General features: G+C 55.7%; 14 protein-coding genes. 6 read left to right on the top strand and 8 right to left on the bottom strand.

The genetic code is table 11. The features are described 5' to 3' along the window. Nucleotides 1-27: 27 nt before the first annotated feature. Nucleotides 28-492 (top strand): hypothetical protein, encoded by a 465-nt coding sequence (locus tag IIA05_04855; GenBank protein MCH9026432.1) that lies wholly within the window; start codon nucleotides 28-30, stop codon nucleotides 490-492. 116 nt (nucleotides 493-608) lie between these two features. Here the strand turns inward: IIA05_04855 and IIA05_04850 are convergent, their stop codons facing one another. Further along, entirely contained in the window at nucleotides 609-875 is a 267-nt protein-coding gene (locus tag IIA05_04850; protein ID MCH9026431.1) for a hypothetical protein, read from the bottom strand. A 221-nt stretch (nucleotides 876-1,096) separates the two neighbouring features. After that, complete coding sequence (locus IIA05_04845) at nucleotides 1,097-2,350, bottom strand: threonine synthase (GenBank protein MCH9026430.1); 1,254 nt, start codon at nucleotides 2,348-2,350, stop codon at nucleotides 1,097-1,099. Nucleotides 2,351-2,480: 130 nt separating this feature from the next. On the opposite strand from IIA05_04845, the gene IIA05_04840 reads away from it, so the two are divergent. Both IIA05_04840 and IIA05_04835 read left to right on the top strand, forming a co-directional pair. Beyond that, entirely contained in the window at nucleotides 2,481-2,879 is a 399-nt protein-coding gene (locus tag IIA05_04840) for a polymer-forming cytoskeletal protein (GenBank protein MCH9026429.1), read from the top strand. Nucleotides 2,880-2,894: 15 nt separating this feature from the next. Beyond that, the gene (locus tag IIA05_04835) at nucleotides 2,895-3,530 is read left to right on the top strand and encodes a LysE family transporter (protein MCH9026428.1); all 636 of its coding nucleotides are present in this window, start codon (nucleotides 2,895-2,897) and stop codon (nucleotides 3,528-3,530) included. A gap of 36 nt (nucleotides 3,531-3,566) precedes the next feature. Here the strand turns inward: IIA05_04835 and IIA05_04830 are convergent, their stop codons facing one another. The 5 genes from IIA05_04830 to IIA05_04810 all read right to left on the bottom strand — a co-directional run bounded on the left by IIA05_04830 (nucleotide 3,567) and on the right by IIA05_04810 (nucleotide 8,139). Beyond that, on the bottom strand, nucleotides 3,567-3,920 hold the full coding sequence (locus IIA05_04830) for a DoxX family protein (protein ID MCH9026427.1): 354 nt from the start codon (nucleotides 3,918-3,920) through the stop codon (nucleotides 3,567-3,569). A 2-nt stretch (nucleotides 3,921-3,922) separates the two neighbouring features. Next, the gene (locus tag IIA05_04825) at nucleotides 3,923-4,906 is read right to left on the bottom strand and encodes an alpha/beta fold hydrolase (GenBank protein ID MCH9026426.1); all 984 of its coding nucleotides are present in this window, start codon (nucleotides 4,904-4,906) and stop codon (nucleotides 3,923-3,925) included. 72 nt (nucleotides 4,907-4,978) lie between these two features. Beyond that, nucleotides 4,979-6,019: a saccharopine dehydrogenase NADP-binding domain-containing protein gene (locus tag IIA05_04820; protein MCH9026425.1), complete on the bottom strand. Its 1,041-nt coding sequence runs from the start codon at nucleotides 6,017-6,019 to the stop codon at nucleotides 4,979-4,981. A 37-nt stretch (nucleotides 6,020-6,056) separates the two neighbouring features. Beyond that, complete coding sequence (locus tag IIA05_04815; protein MCH9026424.1) at nucleotides 6,057-7,304, bottom strand: response regulator; 1,248 nt, start codon at nucleotides 7,302-7,304, stop codon at nucleotides 6,057-6,059. After that, nucleotides 7,294-8,139: an SDR family oxidoreductase gene (locus IIA05_04810; GenBank protein ID MCH9026423.1), complete on the bottom strand. Its 846-nt coding sequence runs from the start codon at nucleotides 8,137-8,139 to the stop codon at nucleotides 7,294-7,296. Before IIA05_04810 ends, IIA05_04815 begins: the two co-directional genes overlap by 11 nt. 75 nt (nucleotides 8,140-8,214) lie before the next feature. Here IIA05_04810 and IIA05_04805 point away from each other — a divergent pair, with 75 nt between their 5' ends. Further along, nucleotides 8,215-8,982 carry a glucose 1-dehydrogenase gene (locus tag IIA05_04805; protein MCH9026422.1) on the top strand — a complete coding sequence of 256 codons (768 nt, stop codon included), beginning with the start codon at nucleotides 8,215-8,217 and terminating at the stop codon, nucleotides 8,980-8,982. Between the two features lie 4 nt (nucleotides 8,983-8,986). Here the strand turns inward: IIA05_04805 and IIA05_04800 are convergent, their stop codons facing one another. Beyond that, nucleotides 8,987-9,853 carry a class I SAM-dependent methyltransferase gene (locus tag IIA05_04800; protein ID MCH9026421.1) on the bottom strand — a complete coding sequence of 289 codons (867 nt, stop codon included), beginning with the start codon at nucleotides 9,851-9,853 and terminating at the stop codon, nucleotides 8,987-8,989. Between the two features lie 518 nt (nucleotides 9,854-10,371). Here IIA05_04800 and IIA05_04795 point away from each other — a divergent pair. Further along, complete coding sequence (locus IIA05_04795) at nucleotides 10,372-12,393, top strand: EAL domain-containing protein (protein ID MCH9026420.1); 2,022 nt, start codon at nucleotides 10,372-10,374, stop codon at nucleotides 12,391-12,393. An 83-nt stretch (nucleotides 12,394-12,476) separates the two neighbouring features. After that, entirely contained in the window at nucleotides 12,477-13,448 is a 972-nt protein-coding gene (locus IIA05_04790; protein MCH9026419.1) for a zinc-dependent alcohol dehydrogenase family protein, read from the top strand. Nucleotide 13,449: the final 1 nt, after the last annotated feature.

Here is a 13,449-nt window from a genome sequence, read left to right as displayed (position 1 = left end):
TACTAGTTAGTATGGTTGGGAGGCAGGATGTATAACACGCACACAGAAAAATTGAATGAAATTGGCGGGCTGATTTCGGCCGTCAAGACATCGGCAACCCGTTTGTGCCCCGGCGCACTGGAAATCTGGTCCGTTCTTGTCGGTAGCATTATCACCGCGGTAATCGCTTCATTGCTGACAAATTGGGCGCTTTCTGAACAAACACAGCTCTTGTCGGCTATTTCGTTTACCGGCGCGCTGGTGTGGATTTATGGCATCTTGCTGGCCGGCAGCGGGCGAAAAGCCTTGTTCAGGTTGGCGCTGGTCATCGGTATCGTGGTATTCGCGGCCGGTGGAAATACCGATTTGCTCGCCGCGAGTTTCCTGATGCATGCTCTGGCAGCGGCGCAGGTATCCTCGGAAGTTTCCATACGGCAGGAAAAACTGGCGTTGCTGGCGTGGACCGGGGCGACCCTGACCCTGGCCGTGCTGACCCTGGTTGGCCTGGGTTGATAGACGGCGGCAGGCTGGCGATTGGTCCCACCGGAAAGGAAAAAAAAGACGCCGCGGCGGGGGAAGCTGACCGCGGCGCCAGAGCGAAATTCTGTGTTTAAGAACCGCTTCCGGACTTAGCCAAAAGCCACTTGTTCCATTTCGTAACCCAGTACTTTGCCGGTGTCAGGATCGGTGATTGGCCTTCCTTTCCTGAAACAGCCCGTGGTTGGCCATCGTTTCAAGTAGTCGACATCCGATTCCACTTCTCTGAGCTCAATGCGTCCATTTGACCGTCTGACCAGCAGCGTCGCCGTTGAGGTGAAATCATCGTCTGGTGAATCGACATCCGTGTCTGCTAACAGCAATCCTATGACCTCGGCACCCATTACGATCTCCATCATCAGTCTCTAAACCTGCTGGATTATGTGCAATCATCGTGCCAAAAACACTTTTATGTTAATTTACAATAACTTAAGAGATTTCTGATCGGCTGTTTGGGTGACTATTTTTGTCACAGTCTGACAATGGAGTTCCGCCCGACCGCGGGCAACGTCACTTGCAGGTAGCAATTTCCCAAAACCCCGCCGCTGCTATCGCCCAGGCTGTACCCTGCATCCAATAATTAAAGCAAGTGCCGGATGTCGGGCAGGTATTTCTCCCAGGATCCGGTATTGATGATGACCACGCGGTCACCTGGGTGGATATGCTGCTGATCCACCAGCCTCGAAATCGCCACCACGCAGGCGGCGCCTTCCGGGCCTATCCACCAGCCGGTCTTCTTGTAAACCCGGCCCAGGGTTGCGCCGATTTCCACCTCCGGTACAGCCAGCGCGGCACCCTGACTTTCCCGAAGTATGCGCAACACCTCAAAATGGCCAACCCCGCCCGGGACGTTGAGCCCGTAAGCAATGGTATCCCCCGCCTCCACCACCTCGCTGTCTGCCAGACCTGCTTCGAATGCCCGAACCAGCGGAGCCGTTGCCTCGCTCTGCACAGCGATCATGCGCGGCATTGGACCGTCGGTCAGACCCAGCGCCCGCAACTCGTTGAACGCTTTCCACATCCCCAGTATCCCGGTACCGCCACCCGTTGGATAGACAATGACATCGGGCACTCGCCAACTGCCCTGGTTAAACGGTATGGCGGGCTCGGCCAGTTCCAGGCCCAGGCTTTTTTTGCCATCGATACGCCAACCGGGTTCCTGGAAAGTGGCAACCGAAAAATACCCCTGGGACAGGTATTTTTCCTCAATCCGCAGCCCGGCCTCGCGTATGGTGCCCTCAACCACGTCGATACTGATCCCCGGGTAGAGCTGACTATATGCAGCAACCTTGCCCAAAATCGGCATCGGCGTGTTACTGGGCATCGCGATCGCGGCAGACAAGCCGGCCTGCGCCGCGTATTCCGCCAGCGAGTCGCCGGCATTGCCCTGGGTAGGGACTGCAAGCTTTTCAAGCCCGAACTTTCGCGCCATGGAAACCACCATAGCCATCCCCCGGTCCTTGAAACTACCCGTCGGGTTTGCGCCAAAACCCGGTGCCGGACGCCCCTCATCCTTCAGCCACAATTCAAAGCCACCCTTTTTTGCGAGGGGGTAATCCGACCACCGGTAAATCGGCGTGTATCCTTCGCCAAGAGAGAAAATATGACTCGCGTCTTCCGCATCCCCCGGATCCAGCGCCATCAGACGGCCAAAACGCCACATATTTTTCAACTCCGGGCGATACGCTATATCGCTGGCCTCTTTTTTCCGCAGCGCCTCCAGATCGAAGCACATCTGCACCGGGAGATTGTCCTCCGGGCACAGGTTCATGACCCGGTCGGCGGAATACTCTTTTCCGCATCCCAGGCAACGCAGGTGAGTGACATAGCTCATGTTGTTTCCTCGTACCGCTGCGGAAGCCGAGACTGGATTCCACATCCCAATGTGCGCACAATGCCACGATGAGTCAACGGGGCGCCAACCCCAAAACCAGGATCGAAAGACAAACACAGGGAGTATGACGATGGCCGGTAAATTTCGTCGCTTTATGGATAGCGCCGACGATTCCACAACCTTGCTGGGCGAAGGCACACGCTTTGTCGGCCAGTTTAGTGGCCGTGGTCATTTTGTCGTTTGCGGAGAGGTTGAAGGCGACTGCAAGATCGAAGGCTCACTGACCATTGCCGTCGATGGGCGCTGGAACGGCACCATCAGGGCTGAAAATGTGGTGATTGCCGGTCAGGTAAATGGCGAGGTGCAGGCTTCAGGTCAGCTTGAAGTCGCTGCAAGCGCCAGGATTACCGGTAGTCTGACTGGCGCGTCGATCGCCATCGCCGAGGGCGCGATTATCGAAGGCGGCGTCAATGTGAGCGGCCGCAGCGATCCCATCGCGTTCAGCGAAAAACGCTCTGATCCGGAATAAAGCTGAAAACCTAAAATGCAGCTGCAGTGGTGGATCGCGTATGTAACGACGATATTGATCCTCATGAGCACGCCGGGACCCAGCCAGGTCCTGATGCTGTCGAACAGCATGACCCATGGATTCAGGAAGTCCCTGGCAACGATGGCCGGAGATCTGACCGCCAACCTGCTGCAGATGGGGGTCGCCGCCGCCGGCCTGGTCACGCTGATCCAGGCTTCCTACTCATTTTTCAGGATTGTGAAATGGGCCGGCGTCACCTACCTCGTTTATCTGGGCATTAGGTTGTTCCTGGATTCCCAACCGGTGACGAATTCGCACCAGTCTGGCGACACCGGACGCTCCGGCCAAGCGCTGTACTGGCAGGGTTTTTTTACGTCAGCGACCAATCCGAAAGCGATCATTTTTTTCGCCGCCCTTTTCCCGCAATTTCTGGTTCCACAGCAACCTATCGCGGAGCAATTTATCATCCTCAGCACTACATACCTGCTGATAGACGGATGTTTATTGTTGACATACGGTGGTTTCGCAAGATTGCTTTCCGGTTTTTTCAGAAAACAGAAGGCAAACCGACTGAACCGCGTATCAGGATCGCTTCTGATTGTCGCAGCGATCACTCTTGGCCTGAAGGATATAGATAGCGGCGCGGGATAGACTGGCGAGAAGGCGCCACGAACAGTAAGACACGACTCACTCGACAGGCCGGGTGCGGCCATCGCTTTCCTTGCCAGCCCAAGCCGCAAGTAATAGCAACACCAGCCACCCGGCTGGGTACAACATGGCCAACGCGTCGTCATAGCGCCAGTATGTGAAGGTAGCGCCGATGATAACCAGGAAAACAATAACCGCGCCGATCAAACGCGTTCGGCGAAACCACAGCAAAATGACGCCAACCACCTGAATAAAACCGGTGGTAATGCGCAGCCAGTCAGGATAACCATAGACAACGAACTCCATGACCTGCTGCTGCGTGCCAAAAACACGGCTGCCGCCGGCATCGAGAAAGATCGCCAGCAGCGCGATCCGGGCGACAAGACCAACCATTTTCAAGTAACTTCCGCGAATCTGCGGTGGATTTGCCCATCGATCCAACTGCTTCCATCCAGGCGCTCGAGAAAACCGCAGTGACCGCCGAAATCGGTTACCACGATGTCCAACGCTTCGCTCCTGGCTACCCGATCGAGATCGCCAATCGGAATCATCGGGTCATCTTTTGCCAAAAACAGGGTCGATGGAACCGCCAGGCTATCGAGCTTGTCGCCGGTGATCGCATAATCAGACAAGTATGCTTGCAAATCCGGGTAAGGTGCGTACGCATCGACAAACCTTTCAGTCATTTCCATCAGACCATCCGTCCACGGTATGGTCGAAAAATCGTAAACATCCGGAAACAGTTTCTGCTTGATATTCAGCGAGCGGCGCCATTTGATGACGAAATATCTTTTGTAGCCGAAAAAACCATTATCGAGCGCTTCCAACGTGTGGCGCGGCTCAAGGACCGGACTGACCGCGACTACTTTTTTTAGATCGATATTTGCCTCCGGCGCTCTTGCGGCGATCCTCAGACAAAAATTACCGCCAAGTGAAAATCCGGCAAGGTAAAGTCCGTGGTCAGGAAACACCCTTTGCAATCTTGATACCGCGCCGACCGCCTCTATGATCCGGCCGGAGTGAAACAATTCGATATTCAGGTGATGAGTCGGCCCGTGGTCACGCATATTGAGACGGAAAACCTCGTAGCCCTGCCGGTACAAATAGTCTGCGGCGGATATCAGGTACAGGGAATTGGCGCTTCCCTCCCAGCCGTGAATCAGGATCGCCAGCCTTCGCGGACCGTTTTTCGCCTCCAGATGGGGTGAGTAATAACCATGCCAGGTAACGCCCTCGCCACAGTCCAGCAACATGGACCGTGACGCCTGCAACATTTTTCGGCCACGAAACCGAACCACCGGCTGACGAATATTCAAGCCGCCAAGTATCGATTGCGCATGACCGTTTCGCAAAAATTTTGCCGGCCGGAATTCTGCCATGATTTCTGCCAACCTTTGGTCAAGCGCGCCTGATATCCGGCGCGAACGGAAATGGGTGCGCTACGGCCGACATCAAGTGATTTCTATTTTGCCGGAACCTGGCAAATTCTCTACCAGGGCTTTGCCCGCCAGTAGCGATGGTGTGAAGTAACCCCCCGGAAAACTGCCATCCAGCACAATATCAACCAGGGCAAGCGCTGCGGTAACCGTCAATGCGTAACCGTTTGCGGTTTTGATTCTGCCGGTTCGGCGGTCGCCGGCTGCGTTCCTGACTTCGCCCCAGACAAAAGTGGGTATATTGTCGCGTTGCTCGCCACTTGGTCCGCGATGTCCTTTCTCCACCTTCTTTTTCAGAAAATTCTGCACTATGCCGAGCCCCAGAAGAAACCGCACTTTGTCCATCATCCTCAGTCTTTTTACCAGCCGGGGGGAGGCGGGCACAAACACTTTTATATTGGGTATGCCGGTGGAATAGTGCGCGGTCGCAACATCTCCCCAGGGTATGGTCATGGCGCATTTTTCACCATCGCCAAAATCTATTTGCCTGCTTTCGTGACCCAGACCGACGGTAAGCAGTTTACCCTCCTCCCTGATTCGCCCACCCTTGGCCAGGCCCTCGATGGAAGTCTTGGCGGTTCCCTGGCTCATGCCCGATCGGGAATCGAATCCCAGCGACAAATGGGTCGCATCGGGCAATGCTTCACTGAGTGCGGCGGCCAGACAATCGGTAGGGACTACATCAAACCCGGCGCCGGGACACACTACGGTGCCGGCATCGACCGCTCTTTGATGCAGACTATGTGCATAGTCGAACACATCGATTTCACCGGTGATATCCAGGTAATGAGTTCGGTTGGCCAGGCACGCTTCCAGCATCGGTTTTGCGGTCGCGGAAAATGGCCCGGCACAATGCACCAGCAATTCGATTCCGGACAGGCCCTGTCGGGTCGCCTGCGGATCGGTCAGCGAAAAAATTCGGCTGTCCAGACCCAATTCGGCGGCCAGTGGCTCGATTTTCCCGGCCGACCTCCCGGCAAGCACCGGCTTGCTCCCCCGGTTGACCGCCTCGCGGGCAATCAACTCGCCGGTATAGCCGTTCGCCCCGTAAATCATCCACTGCCTGTTGTTCATATCCTTCTCCGACGTTTGCTTATTGCTGAACCTGGCTGGTTTGCAGGAGCCTGGTCTCGACCCGATTGTTCAGCGCCGCGACGCCGTTCCAGGTATTGGCGCTTATGGACGCAGCATCAACCGGGTAAGCCATCAGCGGACTGCTGTCGCCATGCGCGATTATTTCCAGTCGAATACGGCCATCGACAAGTATAGGGCTGGAACTGAGAAACCTGGAAAATGCAGGCGAGCGCTCATCCGCCTGCATCGTGCCCAGGTAACCACACTGACTGACGATCTGGCCCGGCCCGGCAATTACCCACCGGCCAAGCTTCCGATTCTGGCAAAATATACCACTGTGAACATTCAGCGTAACCACGCCTTCAAATCCAAGCTTATCCAGGCGTTTCAGCAAACCTTCAACAGTGGCCAGCCTGATGTCTCCGAGCGGACGGTCACCCGGGTCCACCCACTGGTCAAGGTTCAAAGCCCATTCCAGGGCCTCCAGATCCACAACCGCAGCGGTAGCGAACGGTGGTTCAGCCTCGCCGCCGGCCAGCGCACGGCTAAGCCGTGACAAGTCACGCGCCATGCCATCGCGCAGACTCCTTAGCGCAGTTTCCTGTAACTGCACCTGGGATTGCAGCATCGCCACCTGGTCCCGCGATTTCGAGAACTGGTAAGCTAGACCGAGGCAGATTATGGCCAGGGCAGCCACCACCCACTGCCACGTGCCCCACCCGCGCGGCCTGCGGATAGAAAAATCATCGTCCACTTCATCCAGGGCCTGCGATTCGCCGAGCCTGGCTTGCAGACGGCGGAGTCCCTCGCATATGTCCTGCAAAACCAAGTCAGGATTTCCTGACCCGCAACCAGCCTCCACATCGCCGTTATCCGGACCGCTTGCCCTGCCACCGGGTGACGCGAGCCGCAGGGAACGCAATACTTTGGAAACCTGAATCGGCTTGTTTCCTTTCGGCAAAACGCCCGCGGCGCCCAATTCGCGAACCTGATTCAAATAGACTTCGCCACGCTTCGATGTGTACATCAGTACCGGAATGTTGCAAGTCTCCGGGTTCTCTTTTATTGCTCGCAGAGCTTCAAAGCCATCCATGCCGGGCAAAAGGTGGTCCATAAAAATAACATCGGGGTGTTGCCGTTCCAGGTACCGAAGCGCCGCCTCGCCTGAATCGACAGCGTCAACCTCGATCTGTTGATCCCTGAGCTGTTGCGTCAGGACGGCCCGTGCCGAGGTCGAATCATCGACAACCAACGCTTTACCCGACATCCTGACCCTGCCTTGCCTGCTTGTGTTTAGCCGCGCGACTCGTGCGCCGGGCCATCCTTTCCAATCCCCTGAAATAGGATTCCGGGAAAAATCTTTTCCACCGCCAATACCAGCGAGCGTCCATATGGGGGATCAGCATGAACTGCCGGGTTCTGAGCGATGCAAACATCTGCTCCGCTACGTCATCGGCAGTGACCTTGCTGCGCTCCATTAGCCGCTCGACCATTGCCCGCGCTTTATCGTGCGGCACGCCGGAAGTTTCCATCAGCCGGGTCTTGAAAAATGCCGGACAAGTAACGCTGACCCCAATATCTCTTTCCACCAATTCAGCCCGCAGGCTCTCGGAAAAAGAAATAACCGCCGCCTTCGTCGTGTTGTAGGCGACCAGACCCGGCGCCGCAGCGATACCGGCAAACGATGCAACATTGATGATATGTCCGCCCCGCGCAATCAGCGGAAGCATGGCTTGCGTCGTCCTCAGAACACCAAAAAAATTTACCTCAAAAATACGCCGCCATTCCTCCATCGAGGTTTCATCGGTGCGGCCCGCTGTCGCAATGCCAGCATTATTCACCAACACATCCAGGCCGCCCCAGTGGTCGGAAACAGACTCCGCAAGGTGTTCGATCTCCTGCTCACTGGTAACATCCGCCCGCAAGGACATAGCTGTACCGCCTGCGTGGTCGATTTCTTCCGCCGTTTGGCGGACCCGATTTTCATCCAGGTCACAGACGGCAACCCGCCAGCCCTCCACAGCGAAACGCAAGGCCAACGTTTTGCCCAGACCGCTGGCCGCACCGGTAATCAATGCCCTCCTCGCGCCACCGTTCCACATCCTGCTATTCTCCTGTTGATACTGGCCGCCTGATTCTACTGCGCCGTTGCTTCATTGCCCATTATAAAGGAGACCTTGATGAGCTCTGCATTGTTCGATTTGACCGGTAAGACGGCGTTGATTACCGGCGCCAGCAGGGGCATCGGCGCGGCCTGTGCGGTGCTGCTGGCCGAACATGGCGCACATGTCGTCATTACCAGCCGTAAACAGGAAAACCTGCAACAGACCACGAATAAGATTCTTGCCGCTGGCGGGCAGGTCACGCCCATCGCAAGCCACGCCGGCGATACGGACGCGATAGACCGTTTGCTGGCGGCAATGGAAGAAGGGCCCGGCGCACCTGACATTTTGCTCAGTAACGCGGCCGCCAATCCGTATTTCGGGCCGATGCTGGAAGTTGAAATGAGCGCAGTCGACAAAGTAATCGAGGTTAATTTGCGCGGCAGTTTTTATCTCGCGCGGGAAGTCGCCAGGAAAATGCAGCACAAGGGCGGTGGAAATATTGTCCTGGTCTCGTCAGTGAACGGCGTACGCGCCGGGCACTGGCAGGGAATTTACTCGATCAGCAAGGCCGCACTGATGTCGATGGCAAAGGCGATGGCCAGGGAATTTGCTGCCGATGGAATCCGCGTCAACGCTGTTTTGCCGGGGCTGACTGACACCCGTTTCGCCGCCGCCCTGACCCGGGACGAAAAAATTCTGCAAGACTTTTTGAAGCAGGTTCCGATGAACCGGATAGCGCAACCGGAAGAAATAGCAACCGCTGTCCTATACCTGGTGTCGCCGGCGTCTTCATATGTGACCGGGGTCTGTTTACCGGTCGATGGCGGCTATCTCGCCTAGCCCTTCAAGTCGCACAAGGCGCCGTTGGCGCAGCTTTCTCGCCAACGCCGATCGGCTTGTGAAAGCGCAGCACAAAGCGGTCGGTTTTTCCGCGTATGCCTTCGGCAAACATGGGCGCACTCAGATCGTCCTGGGAGTTGCGCAACAAATCCGTTGAGCCGGCAAACGCGAAACCAGCCCTTTCAATTTCACACCGTACTACCATCATTGCGATGCGATGCAGGCCGGTCGCCGTTTCGATTTTGTCAGCCCCAGGGTTTGCACTGTGATCTACGACGCCGAGTACGCCACCGGGTTTGAGCGAGTCATATATGTCGGATAACATCGCCGGCCCGTCAATTTCGGGCCAAGAATCGTCTTCGGGCCGATAATAAAGGTCATGGTATGAAAGTATCAGCAACGCCACGTCGATCGCATCGGCCGGCAAATCCAGATCGGCGACCGCGATGTTCAGCCGCTCTACATTCGCAAGCCTTCGATCGGCAAATCTGGTTTTCAACTCGTCTTTGGCGAAGTCCAGATACGCCTGGTTATTCTGCGCATACACTTTTCCCTCTGGCCCGACGAGGTAAGCCAGAATTTCGGTGTAATAGCCGCCACCGGAAAACATATCGAGCACCTGCATGCCTTCGGCCACATTGAAGAATTCCAGTATTTCCGCGGGTTTCCTGTCGCCGTCCCGTAGCCGGTCCGCCTCCGGCCGGGACGGATGAGCGACCGCAAGTTCATAAGGAGACTGAGTTGCAATCGCAGCGTCCGCCATTTCGGCGATCGCAGAACTCACCTCACCAGTTGCTTGCGCAGCCTGCTCCCCGTTACCGCAAGCCACTAAAAAAAGTGACGCCAGAACGATCCACCATTGTCTGCTCATTTTGTTTTCCCCGCCGGCTAAGGAAGCTCTGATCTGTGCATGGACTCGGATCTTGCGCCCGCGAACAGATCAGAACTTCCATGATTGCTGAGTGGTTCATTATTGATAAATGCTGGGACGTGATTTGGCAAGCGCCTGATCGCCCGCTTTTGCGACAAACTGCGGAAAAACGCCATCGATGGCTCCGTAAAAGGGTTGTTGCAACGCAATACTATGGTCCGAAAGGGTTGAGGGGCGGGCGTCCCGGGTCCTTTTTGGGCAAAGCCCGATACTCAATTGACCCAATATGCCGGATAATGGTTTCCTGAACCTCGCCTGATGTCATTCCGGAGAGCGGCCGGAGCCCGGGCCTGTTCAAGCCAGCAGAAAAAGAATAACGACAGTCCGAGGGACTCCACAGAAGCATCTGCGTCCCGCCCACTGGAAATCTCATCACGCTGGCGGGCGGGCCTGGTCTTTCGTTCGCTTTTCCCGGGCAGAAAGAAATAAAGATGAGAAAACAGTCACTAATAAAACATATGGTTATGATCGCCGTGCTGCCGGCTCTGCTGGCATTCGCTGCGTTCGAATGGCTGCAGGCCAATCCCGGGTTAGTCGAAACCACCGGCATCCAGTCATTTTGGCTGCTCGCCACGCTGGTCGTCTTTCTCGCCACCCTTCCTGGTCTGATCTGGGCATGGCTGGTCGCTGCACGCCGGCGCAGGGACATCGATGCGATCTCGGTATCGATGGAAGCTGTCGAGGCTGCAGAATCCGCTGACAAGCTATCGACCATCGCTGATCCGGACATGCACATGCTGGGCAAAAACGCGGAAAGCCTTAGGCGAAAACTTATCCAGGCGATTGATCCTGCCTACCATTTGAACTTGATTCTCGACAGCGTCAATGATGCTATTTTCGTAAGCACCACAGATGGCGTGATAAAAAGAGCCAACTCTGCGGCGTGCAATCTCGTTGGATACGAGGAGCAGGAGCTATTGGGGATGCCGATCCAGAGGCTCGTCAGCCCCGATCGTAAGAATGCCTTCCCACTGGACGCCACCACGACAGAGGCGACCGATACCGTACTCCTCTCGCGGGACGGCAGCAGAATTCCTGTATCTGTGTCGTGCTCGGTTGTCAGCACCGCCGACCCCAGGTTCCAGGGGAACATCTATATCGCGCGAAATATCAGCGACCGCAAGCGCGCGGAGAAACGCATTCGTTATCTCGCACGATATGATGCGCTCACCCGTATTCCCAACCGGATGCAGTTCCAGCATCTGCTTCAGCGCAATATCGCCCGTGCAAAACGCAGAAAACTGAACCTGGCGATGCTTTATCTGGATATGGATCAGTTCAAGGAGGTCAATGATACCTTTGGACATGCCGCCGGCGATCAGTGCCTGGAAGTCATTGCACAGAGGTTGCAGGCGGTACTGGGAGAGGATGTAGTCATAGGGCGCTTGGCGGGTGACGAGTTTGGCATCGTTCTGGAGGGTTTTGCCAACGATAAAGAAGCGCGTTACCGGGCATCGGATGTCGCTCGTCTGATACTGGATCGTATCAATAATGCGTTTTATCTTCAGGATTCCGAAATATTCATTACGGCGACTATTGGTATTGCCTGCTATCCACGCGATGCGGACAACGTCATTGATATCATCCGAAATGCCGACGCAGCGATGTATCACGCAAAACAAAATGGCGGCAACACCGGTCAGCTTTACCTTCCGGAAATGAACGCAGCCGCGGTCGAGCGATTGATGTTGAAAAGTAAGTTACGCAAGGCGCTCGAGCGTAAAGAACTGATCGTCCGATACCTGCCGAAAATAGACCTGCGTAATGGGAAAATCGCCGGCGCGGAAGCATTGTTGCGTTGGCGTTTACCGGGACACGGTGACATCGCTCCGTCGAAATTCATCCCGCTGGCAGAAGAAGGCAGCATGATCTCGGAAATAGGTGACTGGGTGCTGCGGAAAGTCTGCAACGATTACAAGCACTGGCAGGAATATGTTCCTTCGCCTGGGCGAATTGCGGTAAATCTCTCACTGCGACAACTAATGCGTCCCAACGTATCAAAACGGATCAGGGAAATTTTTCGCGAAACCCAGGTATCTCCATCGGCGTTGGAACTGGAATTGACCGAGACCACATTGATGCACGATGCGCGGCGAACAATTCGCATTCTGGATGACTTGTATGCCATGGGTATACACCTGGCAATCGATGACTTTGGAACCGGCTATTCATCGCTGAGCGCTCTGAAAGACTTCCCGATTTCCACACTGAAAATTGATCAGAGCTTTGTACGTAACGCTGACATGAACAGCAGCGATGCCGCAATGGTTAAGACGATAATAGAGATGGGCAGAAATCTTGACCTTGAAGTGGTTGCCGAAGGTGTTGAGAACCAGGCTCAACTCGAACTGCTCAGACAGTATAATTGTACCTATGCGCAAGGGTATCTGTTTGGCGAAGCGATGAGCGCAAAGAAGTTACTCGATCAACTGATATCGCAAAATGAGGGCGCCAGGCAACATCAGGCATTGTTTGCCTGAACGGGCAATCCATATTATTGCAAAGCGCATTCAACCGGAGTCCGACGATCGTGCCCGACCATACCGAAAAACCCGGCCGAGCGATGGTTTTGCAGGGGGTGGGCCAACCGCTTCGTCTTGAAGAAAGACCAATACCCACTCCCGGCCCGGGCGAGGTCCTGATTCGGGTCACGGCCTGTGCCGTTTGCAGGACCGACTTGCACCTGGTCGATGGCGAGTTGCCGAATATTCAGTACCCCATCGTTCCGGGCCATGAAATCGTGGGTCACGCAGTCGCCACCGGCGAGGGCGTCATCTTGGAAAAAGGCGTTCGCCTTGGTGTACCCTGGCTTGGTTATACTTGTGGCCGGTGCAGGTTTTGCCGGGAGCAAAAAGAGAATTTATGTGATGAAGCCAGGTTCACTGGCTATCAGATTGACGGTGGGTTTGCCGAGTATGTGCTTGCAGACCATCGTTACTGTTTCCCGTTACCGGAAAACTATAATGACCAACAAGCAGCTCCATTGCTTTGTGCCGGGCTTATCGGGTATCGCTGCCTGCGAATGACGGGGCAAGCTCAAAATATTGGCATATATGGATTTGGTGCGGCGGCGCATATCGTCGCCCAGGTGGCAGCACATCAGGGCAGATCCATATTCGCCTTTACCCGTGCGGCCGATGCCGCAGCCCAGGACTTTGCGCGCTCGCTTGGCGCGGTCTGGGCAGGTGGCTCGGAAGATGATCCAGGCGTTAAACTTGACGCTGCGATTATTTTTGCCCCCGCGGGAGAGCTGGTTCCCCGGGCGATGGCGCAAATACGAAAGGGAGGAACCGTTATCTGCGGTGGAATACACATGAGCGATATCCCGTCATTTCCCTATCAGCGACTTTGGGGCGAGCGGGTCCTGCGTTCGGTCGCCAATCTGACACGGGCGGATGCCAGGGAATTTCTTGAAATTGCGCCGCTGGTACCGGTACATACACGGATCACCACTTTCGGTCTTGAGGAGGCAAACATTGCGCTGGATCGTCTTCGCCACGGGGGTATAACCGGCGCCGCCGTATTGGTCCCGTGAT

This window comes from Pseudomonadota bacterium (assembly GCA_022572885.1).
In the GTDB taxonomy this organism is placed as follows: Bacteria; Pseudomonadota; Gammaproteobacteria; order Steroidobacterales; family MnTg04; genus MnTg04.
Note: the sequence above shows the minus strand (reverse complement) of the source record. Positions and strands in the feature narration are given on the sequence as shown.

Excerpts from the sequence above, each read along its gene's own strand:
- IIA05_04855 (MCH9026432.1), top strand. The coding sequence starts at position 28 with ATGTATAACACGCACACAGAAAAATTGAATGAAATTGGCGGGCTGATT.
- IIA05_04850 (MCH9026431.1), bottom strand. The coding sequence starts at position 875 with ATGATGGAGATCGTAATGGGTGCCGAGGTCATAGGATTGCTGTTAGCA.
- IIA05_04845 (MCH9026430.1), bottom strand. The coding sequence starts at position 2,350 with ATGAGCTATGTCACTCACCTGCGTTGCCTGGGATGCGGAAAAGAGTAT.
- IIA05_04840 (MCH9026429.1), top strand. The coding sequence starts at position 2,481 with ATGGCCGGTAAATTTCGTCGCTTTATGGATAGCGCCGACGATTCCACA.
- IIA05_04835 (MCH9026428.1), top strand. The coding sequence starts at position 2,895 with ATGCAGCTGCAGTGGTGGATCGCGTATGTAACGACGATATTGATCCTC.
- IIA05_04830 (MCH9026427.1), bottom strand. The coding sequence starts at position 3,920 with ATGGTTGGTCTTGTCGCCCGGATCGCGCTGCTGGCGATCTTTCTCGAT.
- IIA05_04825 (MCH9026426.1), bottom strand. The coding sequence starts at position 4,906 with ATGGCAGAATTCCGGCCGGCAAAATTTTTGCGAAACGGTCATGCGCAA.
- IIA05_04820 (MCH9026425.1), bottom strand. The coding sequence starts at position 6,019 with ATGATTTACGGGGCGAACGGCTATACCGGCGAGTTGATTGCCCGCGAG.
- IIA05_04815 (MCH9026424.1), bottom strand. The coding sequence starts at position 7,304 with ATGTCGGGTAAAGCGTTGGTTGTCGATGATTCGACCTCGGCACGGGCC.
- IIA05_04810 (MCH9026423.1), bottom strand. The coding sequence starts at position 8,139 with ATGTGGAACGGTGGCGCGAGGAGGGCATTGATTACCGGTGCGGCCAGC.
- IIA05_04800 (MCH9026421.1), bottom strand. The coding sequence starts at position 9,853 with ATGAGCAGACAATGGTGGATCGTTCTGGCGTCACTTTTTTTAGTGGCT.
- IIA05_04795 (MCH9026420.1), top strand. The coding sequence starts at position 10,372 with ATGGTTATGATCGCCGTGCTGCCGGCTCTGCTGGCATTCGCTGCGTTC.
- IIA05_04790 (MCH9026419.1), top strand. The coding sequence starts at position 12,477 with ATGGTTTTGCAGGGGGTGGGCCAACCGCTTCGTCTTGAAGAAAGACCA.